The organism is Leptospira sarikeiensis, from assembly GCF_004769615.1.
In the GTDB taxonomy this organism is placed as follows: domain Bacteria; phylum Spirochaetota; class Leptospiria; order Leptospirales; family Leptospiraceae; genus Leptospira_B; species Leptospira_B sarikeiensis.
In genome coordinates this window covers 61,122-75,812 of sequence record NZ_RQGF01000026.1, presented here as the reverse complement: position 1 = coordinate 75,812, position 14,691 = coordinate 61,122, and the positions used below count along the sequence as shown (strand labels likewise).

Genomic DNA, 14,691 nt, shown 5'->3' with positions numbered 1-14,691 from the left:
TCATATGAACGCTATAATAGGCGAAAATGATCTGTCCATGCAAAGACCAAATTGAATCCACTCGGAAAGAGCAAGACTCTAAAGCAAAAGAGAAAGCTCTAGGACAATTTTTTACACCTTCTGGTCTTGTGGGTCCCATGTTGGAGTGGGTTTCCGAAACTTCTAGGGCCGCGGAGGATCAAGTCTTGAAAATTCTGGATCCCGGAACGGGAGAGGGGATCTTTTTTAAAGAGTATAACAGGCGTTTTTCGGATCTGAACACCGAGTTTCATGGTTGGGAGATAGATCCGGATCTCCATACGAAATGTATACAAAACCTAGAGAAAGAGGGAATCTCCAACAAACGTTTCCATTTAACTCTCGGAGATTTTCTGGAATCAAAACAGGAAGAGAAATACGATATAATCTTATGCAATCCTCCTTACCTAAGATTAAGCCATTCTAAGCTTGGAAAAAAAATGCTAAGAGCGTTCGAGGATGAGATCGGAGAAGAGATCCCTGGGACAGCGAATCTATATGTATTTTTCTTACTTCGTATACTAAAATTATTAAAGCCTGGCGGAAGGGCTTCTATTCTGGTCCCTTATGAATTTTTAAATGCTGGATACGGAGTTCCGATCAAAAAAGCGATTATTCAGTCAGGATATTTGCGTCGTATACTAATTCTGGATTCTTCATGGTCTTTGTTTGCAGGGGCTGTCACTTCTTCCTGTATACTGTTCTTAGAGAATTCGGAAACGGACAAAGAAGGTTTTCTTTGGGCAAGAACTTCATCATTCACTAAAGGAGATAGTATACAACTTTCCGAGATGACTTGGAGAAATGTCCACCCGGATGCAGAGGTAAAATGGACAAGACTCTTGAGTGATGACTCGGAACCGGTACAAAATATAAAAAATGATGATAAAAATTCACCTAACAATAATTATGTGACTATGTCCGAAGATAATCGTCACGGATGGGTCCCCATTAAGGAATTTGGAAGTTTTAGGAGAGGAATCGCTACAGGGGACAACGGATATTTTCTTTTATCCGAGAAGGATGCCTCAAACTTATCTATCCCTCGTAATTATCTTAGATCTTCCATTCCAAAAGCTCAATATGCACTTTCTCCCTTCTTTACCGGAGATGATTGGAATACTTTGAAGTCCCAAGGAGCCAAGGTTTGGCTTTTGGATGCGAAAGAGGTCCCTAAAGATCAGGAAGAAGAAGGGATTAATAAGTATCTAGAAGAAGGGATTAAAAGAGGAGTTCCGAAAAGATTCCTCCCTTCCAAAAGAAAACCTTGGCATTCACAGGAAAACAGGGGGCCTTGTAAGATACTAGCGACTTCTTTTCATAGAGAAGAGGTGAGATTCGTATACAACCAAAGCCCCGCTGTCCATCTAACTTGTTTTCACGGATTTTCTTCCAAACCCGAATATGCACACTTTGAAGAATTTTTATTCGCTTATTTGATCACTCCTCATGTTCGTAAAGAACTGGAAACGAGAACGAGAGAGTATGCACAAGGACTTAGAAAAGTTGAGCCTGGAGATCTGAATTCTTTGCTTGTTCCTGATTTCAGAAAAATGAAGGAAGCGGAAAAGGAGAAGATCGGTAAACTACTTCATAACTATAGGAAGTTGATCCCGCCATGGACTCCAGGGAGAAGGCAAAAAGGGGAAAAAGGAAGTAAAAACCCGGAAGAAGAAGCGGTGCTCAAAAGTATAGAGCACGAATTCTTAACCGGGCTTTAATAAGGTTCTATTTTAGATTTTTATAAAGTTTATCCAAAAGCCTGACAAGATCCTTTTTTTCGGGTTCCGTAAAACCTTTGTATAAACCTGCAAGCAAAGATCTGGAAATCCCTAACATGACCGGCCGGATAGAATAAGCTTTACGAGTAAGTTGAAGATTAACGATCCTTTGGTCTTGTGTGTCTCGGACCCTTTCCACATATCCTAGATCCTGTAGTTTATCCACAAGAGCGGTGAGAGTGGATTTGTCCCTGTCTATCATCCTTGCGATTTCCTGCATTGGAACTCGTTTGGACATCGCAAGTGCAAAAAGGATATCGGCATGAGTCGTGGTTAATTGGCCTAGGCCTTTATCCTTTAGCTCCGAGTTCAAACGTCTGTGAAATTCGTCCCGGATCCTAGAGATCAGATAAATAATCGTGCGGGGATTCATAGTTTTTTCCCTATTCGATTAAGCGAATTGGTAGAGGTAGATCACTTCGCCGATAGCTGCAGGTTTTGCCGCACCTTCCACTTCGAAGCTTAACTTTAAGGTCATTCTTGCAGTACCTTTTAGATCTTTTAATTCTATAAGTTCTGCCTTAAGTCTGAGTTTGGAACCTACTTTGACCGGATCTAAGAAGCGCAATTTCTCCATTCCGTAGTTAATTCCCATCTTGATATTCTTCAATTCGAGGATCTGGCCCAAAAGATAAGGGGCCATAGAAAGAGTTAAATATCCGTGAGCGATCGTAGTTCCAAAAGGAGATTCTTTTGCAGCTCTTGCAGGATCCGTATGGATCCACTGATGGTCCAGGGTAGCGTTTGCAAAAGTATCTATCTGTGCTTGAGTGATTTCGTGGGCGTCGGAAACCCCTAGTTCTTTTCCTTCATAAGCCTGCAGTTCGGCAAAGCTGGAGATGACGAGTTTAGCCATTTGATTTCTTCCTGTCTTTCGAGGATCTATATGGTCAATAGCCTAAGCACTTAAATAGTTTTGTCACCAACTTTTTAGGTGAAACCAGAACGACTGTTCTGTTCGGTAGGCAAAGTATTAAGGCTGAGTTATAGATATTTATTAGATTTTTCGGAATTTATATCCCTCGGTGATCTCCGTGCTCTCAGTGTGAACCGAAAGAGCTTAAAAGTTTCGCACAAGAGGTCACGGAGATCACTGAGTTTTCTTATTTGCAAATTCCATAGAGTTTACAGGAAAATTTATATTTTATAAAAACATAATATATTTTTTCGAACGCAGAACAGTCGTTCTGTTTTTGGAAAAGAAAATTGGATTTTTTTCGAGAGCTTATTGAAAAGCATTCTCATTTCGAAACTTGTTAAAAATCAAAATGTAAAATGATAGAATCCGGTCTTCCGCCTGCACGAAAGGGCAGCGTTTGGGATTTTAGATTGACATAGGTGAGTATCAGGGTTTGATAGAAGTTAGATATGGGAAGTTCGCCGGACCATCTAGGTCCACTGCTGATTCAATTTCTCCTGGGAGTAGGATTCTCCGCTCTCATACTTGGCCTCGCCTTTCTACTAAATCCCAAAAAAAAGTCAAAACCTCACGACACTTTCGAGTGTGGAGTGCCCTATTATGGGGATGCAAAAGGATTGTTTAATATCAAATTTTATTTGGTCGCGGTCCTTTTTATACTTTTTGATATAGAAGCGGTCTTTCTTTTCCCTTACGCGGTGAATTTAAAATCATTCAAAGAGGCGGGACTCGGGAATTTTCTACTGATCGAGATGTTCGTTTTCATTTTTACTCTTGTAGTCGGACTGTATTATATTCGGAAAAAGGGGGCTTTGGAATGGGACTGAACGAACAACTGGCTCAACCTGGATCGTCTTATGGAGATTCTTTCCAAATTGCGACTGTAGACTCCGTTATCAATTGGGGAAGGAGTTATTCTCTCTGGCCTTATCCTTTTGCAACTGCATGTTGCGGGATAGAATATATGAGTACTTCCTGCGCGGACTATGATATCGCCAGATTCGGAGCGGAAAGACCTTCTTTCTCCCCGAGACAGGCTGATATGATCCTAGTGCTTGGGACGATTACCTACAAAATGGCACCTGTCCTTCGGGAAATTTACGATCAATTGGCTGAGCCAAAGTTCGTAATTAGTTACGGAGCCTGCGCTTCTTCCGGAGGGATGTTCCACGCATACTCTGTTCTGCAAGGAGTGGATCGTATTCTTCCGGTGGATTTATATGTTCCGGGTTGTCCTCCAAGACCGGAGGCACTTTTGGATGCAGTCATCAAGCTCCAAGAAAAGTTAAAAACCCAAGGATTGGAAGCAAGAAGACAAGAAGTAATGGATAAGATTCGGGAAATGAACGAAAGAAACAAACCCCTGGTCGTCCGATGAAAGAAACAGTCCAGAGTTTCCTAAAAGACAAATTTTCTCATTTTATCTCCAAGGAAGAAGAGATCCAATCCAATCTTCCTACCTTCTTCTTAAAGCCGGAAGGAATTGTTCCGGTGCTAACAGCACTTAAAACGGCTCCTGGCATAGAACTAAATTATCTGAACGATCTAACTGCAATCGATTGGCTCGGAAAGAAGAAGCCTCGCTTCGAAGTATGTTATCTTCTCCGCTCCGGAAATAAGTCCTCTACAAAGGTACAATTCAGAGTCGCTTTGGAAGAAGACGAAGAGGTTCCGACCATCATCGGGATCTTCAAAGGTGCAAATTGGCCGGAAAGAGAAGTTTATGATCTTTTCGGAATTAAATTCACGGGGCACCCTAGAATGGATCGTTTGATCATGCCTGATAATTTCCAAGGGCATCCATTACGAAAAGATTATCCTTTAGAAGGTTTTGGCCAGGACTATCTGGTAGAAGATCTTCTCACCATCCACTTAAAAGAGGATATGGAGGCTTAAGATGACGGCGATGTACGAAAAAACCGCGGAACATTTCAGCCTTAAACAGAAAAAACTCCCGGAAGGTCATCTACTCGTAAACTTGGGACCTTCTCACCCTTCTACTCACGGAATTTTACAAAATGTGATCCAGCTCGATGGAGAAAGAGTCGTCGAAGCAGAGTCTGTGATCGGATACGTTCATCGTAGTTTTGAAAAATTAGGAGAACGTTATACTTATAATCAGTTCTTGGTCTGCACGGACAGAATGAACTACGTCTCCACTCCTTTGAATAATATCGGTTGGATCCTTGCGGTAGAAAAAATGCTCGGGATAGAAGTTCCGGACAAGGTAACCTATGTTCGTATGATTGTGTCCGAACTTTCCAGGACAATGGATCATATCATCTGCAACGGGATTTTGGGTGTGGACCTTGGGGCATTCTCCGGGATGTTACATCTTTTTCATCATAGAGAAAATATCTACCAAGTGCTGGAGAAACTGACCGGTGCAAGACTCACTACTACTTTCTGTAGAGTTGGCGGATTAGAAAAAGATATTTATCCTGAATTCGTAAAGGATGTGAAGACAATTATCAAAGGGCTTCGTCCTGCGATCGAAGAGTTCCAATCCTTACTCGTGAATAATAGAATTTTTATGGATCGGACCGAAGGTGTCGGCGGGATTTCCGCAGAAGACGCGATCGCTTACGGATATTCCGGTCCGAATTTGAGAGCCGCGGGTGTTCCTTGGGATATTCGTAAAGATGATCCTTATATGTTCTACGATAAGGTGGATTTCGATGTTCCTGTCGGAGAGGACGGTTCCGTTCTTCATAGGACTCTTGTTCGTATGGAGGAGATGCGCCAGTCACTTAGGATCGTGGAACAACTAATCGATGGTCTTCCAACAGGCGCTCATCACGCGGATATGCCTCATATCTTTCTTCCTGAAAAAAGCAAAGTGTATAAGAATATGGAAGAGTTGATCTACCATTTCAAATTGATCATGCACGGGATCAAAGTCCCTCCGGGAGAATATTATATGTCTACCGAAGCGGCAAATGGCGAGCTCGGTTTTTATATCGTTTCCGAAGGAGAGAAGTCTCCATGGAGAGTGCATGTGCGTAGGCCTTGTTTTTGGTTCTATCAATCCTTTCCTGAATTAGTAAAAGGTTCTCTTCTTGCGGACACTGTCGCCACTATGAGCTCTATGAATGTGATCGCAGGGGAGTTGGACTGCTGATGAGTTATCAATTTTCTTCCGAATCGATCTCCAGATTGGACAAACTTCTGGAGATGTTCCCTGATAAACGAAGTGTGATCCTTCCTGGGTTGTACCTCCTACAAAAAGAACAGGGATATGTGGACAGAGACGGGATGGAGGCACTTGCTGGGAAGATAGGTGATCCGATCTCTCTTGCTCATATATATGGGGTCGCTACATTCTACACTCTTTATAATAAGAAACCCGTAGGAAAGTATCATATCCAGATCTGCGGGACTTCTTCTTGTTATATAAGAGGGAACGATAAACTCGAAAAACATATTTGTTCCCGCTTAGGGATCGAGCTCGGAGAGACCACTCCGGACAAAAAGTTCACTCTGGAAGAAGTAGAATGTCTGGGTGCTTGCGGATACGCTCCAATGGTGCAGATCAACGAAGCATATTATGAAAATTTAACGTTCGAAAAGATGGATGAGATCCTGAAGGATCTGAAGTAAGGGGAAAACTATGGCAGAAATGAAAATCCTTACAAAATTTATAGAAGATCCTCGTTCGAACGAACTGGAATTCTACGAGTCGGTCCATGGTTACGACGGGATGAAAAAAGCCCTCGCCATGGCGCCTGAAGAAATTATTGATATCGTAAAAAAATCGGGACTGAGAGGAAGAGGGGGCGCAGGCTTCCCTACCGGTATGAAATGGTCCTTCATTCCGAAAGATATTCCTAAGCCTAAGTATCTTATCTGCAATGCAGACGAGGGAGAACCTGGAACATTCAAAGATCGTAAACTGATCGAAAATCTTCCCCACCAGATCATTGAAGGAATGGTGATCGGGGCTAAGGCGATCGGCGCTAATAAAGGATTCTTTTATATTCGCGGAGAATTTAATAAAGGGATCGATTCCATGCAGAAGGCGATAGATGAAGCCTATGCGAAAGGATATTTAGGAAAAAATATCTTAGGAAGCGGATTCGATTTTGATCTGGTATTATATGCCGGTGCAGGCGCTTATATCTGCGGAGAAGAAACTGCTCTGATCAATTCTTTGGAAGGCAGAAGAGGCCATCCAAGATTAAAGCCTCCGTTCCCTGCGGTTTCCGGATTATATCGTTGTCCTACTGTTGTGAATAATGTGGAAACTTTTTCTACAGTTCCTCATATCATCGATAAGGGCGCGGACTGGTATTCCAAGATCGGGACTGAAAAGTCTCCAGGCACTCGTTTATTCTCCGTATCCGGTCATGTAAAAAGACCTGGAGTGTATGAGATAGAACTTGGGACTCCTTTGCTCGAACTCATCAATGATCTTTGTGGTGGAATGTTGGATGATATTCCTCTTAAGGCTGTGATCCCGGGCGGGTCTTCCGTTCCGATCCTAACTGCGGAAGAATGTAAAACTGCGAATATGGATTTTGAATCCATGGCAGCTCATAAGACGATGCTTGGTTCCGGTGCAGTGATCGTGATCGGAGAAGGAACTGATCTTGTAGAAACTACTTATAGATTCGCTAGATTCTACGCTCATGAATCCTGCGGGCAATGTACTCCTTGTAGAGAAGGTACTCATTGGGTGAGGGACCTCTTACATAAGATCCGAGAAGGAGAAGGAACTACTGCCGATTTGGATCTTATACTTTCTCTCGCAAGAAACATGGAAGGTGGAACTACGATCTGCCCTCTTTCGGATGCTTGTGTGGGTGCGGTTCGACCTACGATCTTAAAGTTCAAACATGAATTCGAAGCTAGATTAAAAGACAAGGCGGCTAAAGAAGAAGTGGAACAGCCTGCTGCGAGCGGGGCCTGATTCATGGATTGGAATATAGTTCTACTCTGGCTTCTGAAAAGTGCGCTCTTTTTCTTCGTATTCATCACTGCTTGCGCTTACTATACATTAGCAGAACGTAAAGTGGCTGGATTTATCCAGGATAGAAAAGGGCCGAATCGTGCAGGTCCTTTCGGTTTATTTCAACCTTTGGCGGATGGGATCAAGTTCTTAACCAAAGAGGAAATTTTCCCTAAGAATGTAAATCGTGTGATGTATCTCATTGCACCTGCAATTTCTATGACCTGTGCTATCATGGCCTGGGCTGTTGTTCCTCTTGGGGGAACGATCCTTCTGCCTGACTGGCTTGCAAAAGAAGTCGGATTTGCATCTTTGGATCTACAAATCGCAAATCCTGATACAGGGATCCTATTCTTATTTGCGATCTCCAGTTTGTCAGTATATGGGATCATCTTGGCAGGTTGGTCCAGTAATAATAAATACTCTCTGATCGGAGGGATTCGTTCCACCGCTCAGATGATCAGTTACGAATTGCCTCTCGGGCTTTCTGTGGCCTCTATCGTGATCCTGACTGGATCTTTAAAGCTAACGGATATCAATGATGCTCAGATTGGTCTTTGGAATATTTTTAAACTTCCTGGATTTATCGCATTCTCGGTGTTTGTGGTAGCGATGTTTGCGGAAACGAATCGTCTTCCTTTCGATTTGGCAGAAGCGGAGTCGGAGCTAGTTGTAGGATTTCATACGGAATACGGAGCATTTAAGTTCGCATTATTCTTTATCGCTGAATACATGAATATGATCACAATGAGTTGTGTGGTCACAATTCTGTTCTTTGGTGGATATCATCTTCCTTTCGGTTGGTTGAACGGTTCAGCTTGGCAGGCTTGGGCAGGGCTCGGGTTTTTCACCTTGAAGGTCCTGTTCTTTGCATTCTTATTCATGTGGGTGAGATGGACCCTGCCTAGATTTCGTTATGATCAGCTGATGACTATCGGTTGGAAAAAAATGATCCCTTGGGCGGTCGCAAATATTTTGATCGCAAGCATTTACGTTAGTTTGGACGGTTTCTGGAAATGGTAGGAGTATTCGACAATCCTCAACTTCTGCTCTTTTTTATTTTTGGCGGAGTATTGATCGCCGGAGCACTCGGAGTTGTATTTCATCCGAATCCTATAAGCTCTGCGATTTTACTCGTGCTTGCATTCTTTGCGTTAGCGGGAATTTACGCAGTCATCGGTTCGGTGTTCGTAGCAACCATGCAGGTTTTGGTATATGCGGGCGCCATCATGGTTCTCGTCGTATTCGTTCTTATGCTATTATCTTTGCATGACGAAGGGATCGCGAAACTCTGGGATCATCCTTTGAAAAAAGTTTTGGTATTATCCGTAGTCGTGTTGCTCGGAATAGTTCTTATCAATTCGGTTCGAGAAGGTGTCCCGAATACGGATGCGAATGCAAAAGGTTATTCCAGCACAGGAGCTTATGAATATCCTTTGACCAAGGCGGAAGAGGGAAAGATCCAAGTTCTTGCGGAAGGAAACACCGCAGTTGTAGGAAGTTCCATGTTTTTGGATTATCTTCTTCCTTTTGAGATAGTCTCTATTTTGTTATTAGCCGCTGTTCTTGGCGCAGTTATATTAGGAAAAAAGAATTTAGGCAAAAAGTCCGAAGAAGGGGAGCCATGAATCCTGGAGTTCTGAAACCAACTCTTGCGGGAATTCCCGTAGAGTATCTGCTGATCCTTGCCTGTATCGTTTTTTCGATCGGAGTTGCCGGAGTTTTATTCAGAAGAAGTGCAGTAGTCATCTTCATGTGTATAGAGCTGATGCTCAATTCTGTAAATTTGGTCTTTGTGGTATTCTCTAAATCTCTCCAACAAGTGCAGGGAGAGGTAGTAGTATTTTTCGTAATGGCAATCGCCGCCGCAGAAGCCGCTATAGGACTCGCATTGGTAGTTGCAATTCACAGAAAGAAAAAGACAAGTTTCGTAGACGAAATGAATTTAATGAAATGGTAATCTCATGAGTTGGGAAATTCTTTTACCGATCTTAGTTTTCTCTCCTCTTCTTGGATCCGTTCTGAATGCTTTATTCGGAAGATATTGGAAAGGTTCCTCCGGTCCAATCGGAACTATCTTCTCCTTTATTTCTTTTGGAGCGAGCGTATTCGCATACTTGCAATTCCAACCTTTGCAGAACACAGTTCCAAAATTAGTATCCTTGTTCAATTGGGTAGATGTAGGAAATTTTAAAGTAGATCTAGCATATCAGGTGGATCAGCTTTCTTTATTTATGGCGCTCGTCATCACCGGGATCGGTAGTTTGATCCATCTGTATTCCGTCGGATACATGAAAGGAAATCCTGGGATCGCTAGATTTTTCTCTTACCTGAACTTATTCGTATTCTTCATGCTTCATTTGGTTTTGGCTGAAAACCTTGTAGTCCTGTTTTTCGGTTGGGAAGGAGTGGGACTTTGTTCTTACCTTCTGATCGGTTTCGATACTCATAAGGAAAATGCGGCAAACGCAAGTATCAAGGCATTCGTTACTAACAGGGTTGCCGACCTTGCGATGATCGCAGGGATTGCCTTGACGTATTGGCTTGTAGGATCCGTTTCTTTTATTACGATTTCCGAATCTTTGCCTCAGGCTAAATTTTTCCTGAATGCACTTCCTTTAGTCGCTATCTGCTTTTTTGTAGGCGCGATGGGGAAATCCGCGCAGTTCCCATTCCATGTTTGGTTACCGGATGCGATGGCAGGTCCTACTCCGGTTTCTGCTTTGATCCATGCTGCTACAATGGTGACTGCCGGATTATTTCTGATCGCTAGATTGAATTTTATATTCATTCTAGTTCCTAAGGTCGGATTTTGGATCGTTTGTATAGGGACTTTCACTGCATTCTTTGCTGCGACCATTGGCGTTTATCAGAATGATATCAAAAAGGTTTTGGCCTATTCTACCGTTTCCCAGCTAGGTTATATGTTCGTTGCTATGGGAACCGGCGCGTATGTTGCTGGTTTGTTCCATTTATTAACTCATGCTTTCTTTAAGGCGCTTCTATTCTTAGGTTCAGGTTCCGTAATCCACGGTTTGTCGGATGAACAAGACCTAAGAAAAATGGGAGGCCTAAAATCCCAGATGAAGATCACTTGGTGGACATTCCTTCTCGGGACATTGGCGATTGTAGGAGCTCCTCCATTCAGTGGATTTTTTTCCAAGGATCTGATCTTAGAAAAGGCATTCTTCTTCCATCCAGTATTCTTTGCAATGGGAGTAGTGACTGCATTTTTAACCACGTTCTACATGTTCCGTCTAACGTTCTTGGCGTTTACCGGAAAGTCCAGGGTCTCTCATCATGTTCATCCTCATGAGTCTCCTTGGACTATGACTTTGCCTTTAGTCATTCTTTCTCTTGGAGCTGCTTTTTCCGGATATCTACTTGTTCCGGAATCTTTGGGCGGGGGGATCGATTTCTTAGAGAAGTATTTTGCCCCTGTTTTTGCAAAAGGTTTACTGTATTCTTCTCAGCTTAAGAATGTTTCCGTCGAGGCTCATCATTTAACTCATGAGTTGGAGCTCCTACTTGCAGTTCTTTCTTTGGGAGCTATCCTCCTTGGAGTAGGTATCTATTGGCTCTTCTTCGGGAAAAAAGAAAAACTTCCTTTGGACGAATCGGCTTATACAGGCTGGAGAATTCTTCCTGCAAATAAGTATTTTATAGATGAGATCATTCAGAATGTTTTCATCGGGCCTTTAAATGTTTTGTCCGAATTTTTATCAGAAGTGGTGGAAAAACTTTGGATCGATCGAGTTTTGACCGGCACCGCTAGACTTTCCGGTGGGATCTCTTCTTTTTTGAGAAGATTACAGACCGGAACCGTAGTAGATTACGCTTTCTTAATAGTGTTGGGAACAGTCTTGATTTTATCCGTGTTTTTATGGAGGGGGATCTAAAATGCCCCAATATTATTTAAGTATTCTTCTGTTTTTACCGGTTCTCGGGATACCTTTCTTATTTCTTTCTAAGAACGAAAAATGGATCCGAACTTGGTCCTCTATCGTAACTCTGGGAGCTTTCGGGATGGTAATCCCTCTCTTTTTAGAGTTCATAAAAGGGGATAGTGGATTCCAATTCACCCATAAGATCTGGAATTTCTTAGATCTTCAATCCGGAGGTTTGGACTATCATATCGCTGCAGACGGTTTTTCTCTGCTTTTGATCACGATGTCCTCTCTTCTTTTCTTCCTTTCCGCTCTATCCGCTTTCTCCAATGTAAAACATAGACTTAGGGAATTTTTTATCCTACTTCTACTTGTGGAAACTGGAGTGATCGGTGTATTTCTTTCAGTAAATCTGATCCAGTTCTACGTTTTTTGGGAATGGATGGTGTTACCTTTCACTCTCATGGTGGGGATTTGGGGAGAAACTGGAAGGATCAAGGCAGCGATGAAGTATCTGGTGTTCTCTTTTACCGGATCTGTATTCATGCTCGCATGCATTCTGGTCTTATATCATTACACTCATACTTTCGATTTGGAAGAGCTCGCAGTCAATTCACTGAATTTAATTCCTGCGAATATTAAGTTTTGGTTATTTATCGGATTTAGTTTTGCATTCGCGATCAAGGTCCCTTTATTTCCATTCCATACTTGGATGCCTGATGTTCACGAAGAAGCACCTACTGTGGGGTCCGTGGACTTGGCCGGTATTTTATTGAAGATCGGTCTATTCGCCTATGTAAGAGTGGCTATTCCTCTTTTTCCTCAGGTATTTTTGGAATACAGATTTATATTAGCCGGACTTGCAGTTGCAGGGATCGTTTATGGAGCGATCGTGGCCTTAACCCAAAAGAATAGTAAACGTCTTATTGCATTCTCCTCTTTATCTCATATGGGATTTTGTATCTTAGGAATACTAACTCTTACGGAAGAAGGAGTCGCGGGTGGAATGTTGCAAATGATCAACCACGGCTTTACTTCAGGCCTTCTTTTCTTTATATTAGGTTTCTTGCATGAAAGAACCGGGACGAACGAGCTGGATAAGTATTCAGGTATAGCTAAAGCGGCTCCTTTTTTAGCGATTACCATAGGTATAGCGAGTTTCGCGAGTGCTGGACTTCCCGGAACGAACGGATTCGTGGGAGAATTCTTAGTATTACTCGGAACATTTAAATATAGTCTCTTATATGGATTCTTAGCGGGAAGTGCGGTAATTTTTGCAGCAGGATACATGTTATACTTCGCAAAAAAATTGCTCTTCGGGGAGCCGAACTCTCTTTCTTCTAGTCTATCGCCTCTTACATTACGGGAGAAGTTTATTGTGATCGTGACTGCCGGGATCATCATTGTCACAGGGATCTTTCCGAATACGCTCCTTGATTATTTGAAACCCAGCGCGAGAGTCGTATTGAATCTGACTTCTAAACAAGCCTTGGAAGAAAGGGCCTTTTTAGAACAGGAAGGTACTTTGAAAAATACCAAGAAGAAATTTATAAACTACAGAACTTTAGGTGCAAACCCACCTAACTACGAGGATCGGATCAGTTCCGTAAAAGGAATGGGGATCCCAGGTAAAAAAACCGTGGCAGAGGAGGCGGAAGAATGAATCTGATCCCGAATTCAGCGGATTTACTTTCCATACTTCCTATTCTGATCTTATCCGGTGGTGGGATCCTATTATTAGGATTACAATTTTTCTTCCATGGATTCGAATTCCGGATCGTAAGATTTACTTCCGGATTGATCATCATCGCCGCTTTTCTTTCGCTTTTACAAACTCAAATGAATCCCGGTTTAGGTTCTTATTTTTCGGGTCACTATGAAATTTCAGTTTTAGGCTTTTGGTTCGGAGCATTGTATTTAGTCGCTGCGTTCTGCACTGTGCTTGCTTCTCCAAGAGTATTAGAACAACATAAAATGGAATTTCCGGAATTCTATCCACTTCTGCTTTTTTCGGTTGTTGGAATGTTCCTAATGACTTCCGGAACGGATACTGTCACGATCTTCGTCGGCTTGGAACTCATGTCGGTTTCCTTATATGTGCTCGTAGGAATGGCTCGAAGTGATATCTATTCATTGGAAGCTAGTTTGAAATATTTTCTTTTAGGAAGTTTTTCCACAGGATTTTTCCTTTTTGGAATGGCATTCTTATTCGGCGGATCTGGAACGACTCATTTAGAAACTTCTTTAAAACCATTAGTAAGTGCAGGATTCGATTCGAATTTTACAAAGATCGGATTATTGTTATTACTTACTGGAATCTCGTTTAAGATCGCGTTATTCCCTTATCATTCTTGGACACCGGATGCGTATGAAGGTGCTTTAACTCCGGTTACCGGTTTTATGGCGACTGCTTCCAAGTCTGCTTCCATGGGATTATTACTGGTTGTGTTCTCCAAGTTACCAGTGTCTGTTTCTGGGGGAGAATGGACTTGGATCATGGGAATACTCGCTTTACTTTCCATGACTTACGGAAATTTCGTAGCATTAAAACAAACTAATATTAAAAGGGTGTTGGCATATTCTTCTATTGCCCATGCGGGTTACGTGGTTGCTGGGATCTCTTTAGGTGGAAAAGAAGAAGCTCTCTTTTATTTGATCGTATATTCGTTCATGAGTTTAGGAGCCTTTGCAGTACTCTCTTTCTTGGAAGAAGGAAATCGTCAGGTGACTTACGAATCTATTTCAGGACTCGCAAAGTCCAGGCCATGGACAAGCTTAGTATTCTTCTTATTCTTTCTTTCATTGGCAGGTATACCTCCTCTTGGTGGTTTCTGGGCGAAGTTATTCTTATTCCAGAAAATTGCAGACCAGTCGAGTGCCATCGCTAAATGGCTTTTGATCGGGGGAATTGCAAACTCTGCATTAGCATTATATTATTATGTAAAAGTAGGCATCGTAGTTTATATGAGTTCGGAAGAAGGGGAAATATCTAAATTAGATTCTCCTAAAGCTAGCTACGGAGTCGTTTTGGTATCCGCAATATCATTAGTTGCGATACTTGCAGGATGGTATTTTCTCCAACCTAAAGATTTGGTCGAACTTAAGTTTGCACCTAAATCTGCAGAACTCAGAAAGTGA

15 protein-coding genes are annotated in these 14,691 nt (G+C 42.3%); 13 read left to right on the top strand and 2 right to left on the bottom strand.

What is annotated here, in order from left to right; genetic code table 11:
- The first annotated feature begins 26 nt into the window (after positions 1-26).
- A complete protein-coding gene (locus EHQ64_RS10615) occupies positions 27-1,739 on the top strand; it encodes an HsdM family class I SAM-dependent methyltransferase (protein WP_135649465.1) in 1,713 nt (570 codons plus the stop codon).
- A 7-nt stretch (positions 1,740-1,746) separates the two neighbouring features.
- Here EHQ64_RS10615 and EHQ64_RS10610 read toward each other — a convergent pair whose 3' ends face one another.
- Positions 1,747-2,172, bottom strand: coding sequence for a MarR family winged helix-turn-helix transcriptional regulator (locus EHQ64_RS10610; RefSeq protein WP_135649464.1), 426 nt, complete (start codon positions 2,170-2,172; stop codon positions 1,747-1,749).
- Between the two features lie 18 nt (positions 2,173-2,190).
- Positions 2,191-2,655: a MaoC family dehydratase gene (locus tag EHQ64_RS10605; protein ID WP_135649463.1), complete on the bottom strand. Its 465-nt coding sequence runs from the start codon at positions 2,653-2,655 to the stop codon at positions 2,191-2,193.
- Positions 2,656-3,167: 512 nt separating this feature from the next.
- Here EHQ64_RS10605 and EHQ64_RS10600 point away from each other — a divergent pair.
- The 12 genes from EHQ64_RS10600 to EHQ64_RS10545 are packed head-to-tail and all read left to right on the top strand — an operon-like array spanning position 3,168 to position 14,691.
- Positions 3,168-3,545, top strand: coding sequence for an NADH-quinone oxidoreductase subunit A (locus tag EHQ64_RS10600; protein WP_135649462.1), 378 nt, complete (start codon positions 3,168-3,170; stop codon positions 3,543-3,545).
- Entirely contained in the window at positions 3,536-4,096 is a 561-nt protein-coding gene (locus EHQ64_RS10595; protein WP_135649461.1) for an NADH-quinone oxidoreductase subunit B, read from the top strand. The genes EHQ64_RS10600 and EHQ64_RS10595 overlap by 10 nt, the downstream gene beginning before the upstream one ends.
- The gene (locus EHQ64_RS10590) at positions 4,093-4,614 is read left to right on the top strand and encodes an NADH-quinone oxidoreductase subunit C (protein ID WP_135649460.1); all 522 of its coding nucleotides are present in this window, start codon (positions 4,093-4,095) and stop codon (positions 4,612-4,614) included. Before EHQ64_RS10595 ends, EHQ64_RS10590 begins: the two co-directional genes overlap by 4 nt.
- Positions 4,615-4,624: 10 nt before the next feature.
- Complete coding sequence (locus tag EHQ64_RS10585; RefSeq protein ID WP_135649546.1) at positions 4,625-5,839, top strand: NADH-quinone oxidoreductase subunit D; 1,215 nt, start codon at positions 4,625-4,627, stop codon at positions 5,837-5,839.
- A complete protein-coding gene (locus EHQ64_RS10580; RefSeq protein ID WP_135649459.1) occupies positions 5,839-6,318 on the top strand; it encodes an NADH-quinone oxidoreductase subunit NuoE family protein in 480 nt (159 codons plus the stop codon). Before EHQ64_RS10585 ends, EHQ64_RS10580 begins: the two co-directional genes overlap by 1 nt.
- Before the next feature lie 10 nt (positions 6,319-6,328).
- Positions 6,329-7,627 (top strand): NADH-quinone oxidoreductase subunit NuoF, encoded by a 1,299-nt coding sequence (nuoF, locus tag EHQ64_RS10575; protein ID WP_135649458.1) that lies wholly within the window; start codon positions 6,329-6,331, stop codon positions 7,625-7,627.
- 3 nt (positions 7,628-7,630) lie between these two features.
- Positions 7,631-8,689, top strand: a complete 1,059-nt coding sequence (gene nuoH, locus EHQ64_RS10570) for an NADH-quinone oxidoreductase subunit NuoH (RefSeq protein ID WP_135649457.1) — start codon at positions 7,631-7,633, stop codon at positions 8,687-8,689.
- Complete coding sequence (locus tag EHQ64_RS10565; RefSeq protein WP_135649456.1) at positions 8,683-9,294, top strand: NADH-quinone oxidoreductase subunit J family protein; 612 nt, start codon at positions 8,683-8,685, stop codon at positions 9,292-9,294. The genes nuoH and EHQ64_RS10565 overlap by 7 nt, the downstream gene beginning before the upstream one ends.
- On the top strand, positions 9,291-9,626 hold the full coding sequence (gene nuoK / locus EHQ64_RS10560) for an NADH-quinone oxidoreductase subunit NuoK (RefSeq protein ID WP_425460416.1): 336 nt from the start codon (positions 9,291-9,293) through the stop codon (positions 9,624-9,626). The genes EHQ64_RS10565 and nuoK overlap by 4 nt, the downstream gene beginning before the upstream one ends.
- Positions 9,627-9,630: 4 nt before the next feature.
- The gene (gene nuoL, locus EHQ64_RS10555; RefSeq protein ID WP_135649455.1) at positions 9,631-11,565 is read left to right on the top strand and encodes an NADH-quinone oxidoreductase subunit L; all 1,935 of its coding nucleotides are present in this window, start codon (positions 9,631-9,633) and stop codon (positions 11,563-11,565) included.
- A 1-nt stretch (position 11,566) separates the two neighbouring features.
- Entirely contained in the window at positions 11,567-13,216 is a 1,650-nt protein-coding gene (locus EHQ64_RS10550) for a complex I subunit 4 family protein (RefSeq protein ID WP_135649454.1), read from the top strand.
- Entirely contained in the window at positions 13,213-14,691 is a 1,479-nt protein-coding gene (locus tag EHQ64_RS10545) for an NADH-quinone oxidoreductase subunit N (RefSeq protein ID WP_135649453.1), read from the top strand. The genes EHQ64_RS10550 and EHQ64_RS10545 overlap by 4 nt, the downstream gene beginning before the upstream one ends.

Bases quoted from the DNA above. Each gene is read 5' to 3' on its own strand.
- EHQ64_RS10580 (WP_135649459.1), top strand. From the start codon at position 5,839: ATGAGTTATCAATTTTCTTCCGAATCGATCTCCAGATTGGACAAACTT.
- nuoL (WP_135649455.1), top strand. From the start codon at position 9,631: ATGAGTTGGGAAATTCTTTTACCGATCTTAGTTTTCTCTCCTCTTCTT.
- EHQ64_RS10595 (WP_135649461.1), top strand. From the start codon at position 3,536: ATGGGACTGAACGAACAACTGGCTCAACCTGGATCGTCTTATGGAGAT.
- nuoH (WP_135649457.1), top strand. From the start codon at position 7,631: ATGGATTGGAATATAGTTCTACTCTGGCTTCTGAAAAGTGCGCTCTTT.
- nuoF (WP_135649458.1), top strand. From the start codon at position 6,329: ATGGCAGAAATGAAAATCCTTACAAAATTTATAGAAGATCCTCGTTCG.
- EHQ64_RS10545 (WP_135649453.1), top strand. From the start codon at position 13,213: ATGAATCTGATCCCGAATTCAGCGGATTTACTTTCCATACTTCCTATT.
- EHQ64_RS10600 (WP_135649462.1), top strand. From the start codon at position 3,168: ATGGGAAGTTCGCCGGACCATCTAGGTCCACTGCTGATTCAATTTCTC.
- EHQ64_RS10565 (WP_135649456.1), top strand. From the start codon at position 8,683: ATGGTAGGAGTATTCGACAATCCTCAACTTCTGCTCTTTTTTATTTTT.
- EHQ64_RS10615 (WP_135649465.1), top strand. From the start codon at position 27: ATGATCTGTCCATGCAAAGACCAAATTGAATCCACTCGGAAAGAGCAA.
- EHQ64_RS10605 (WP_135649463.1), bottom strand. From the start codon at position 2,655: ATGGCTAAACTCGTCATCTCCAGCTTTGCCGAACTGCAGGCTTATGAA.
- EHQ64_RS10550 (WP_135649454.1), top strand. From the start codon at position 11,567: ATGCCCCAATATTATTTAAGTATTCTTCTGTTTTTACCGGTTCTCGGG.
- nuoK (WP_425460416.1), top strand. From the start codon at position 9,291: ATGAATCCTGGAGTTCTGAAACCAACTCTTGCGGGAATTCCCGTAGAG.
- EHQ64_RS10585 (WP_135649546.1), top strand. From the start codon at position 4,625: ATGTACGAAAAAACCGCGGAACATTTCAGCCTTAAACAGAAAAAACTC.
- EHQ64_RS10610 (WP_135649464.1), bottom strand. From the start codon at position 2,172: ATGAATCCCCGCACGATTATTTATCTGATCTCTAGGATCCGGGACGAA.
- EHQ64_RS10590 (WP_135649460.1), top strand. From the start codon at position 4,093: ATGAAAGAAACAGTCCAGAGTTTCCTAAAAGACAAATTTTCTCATTTT.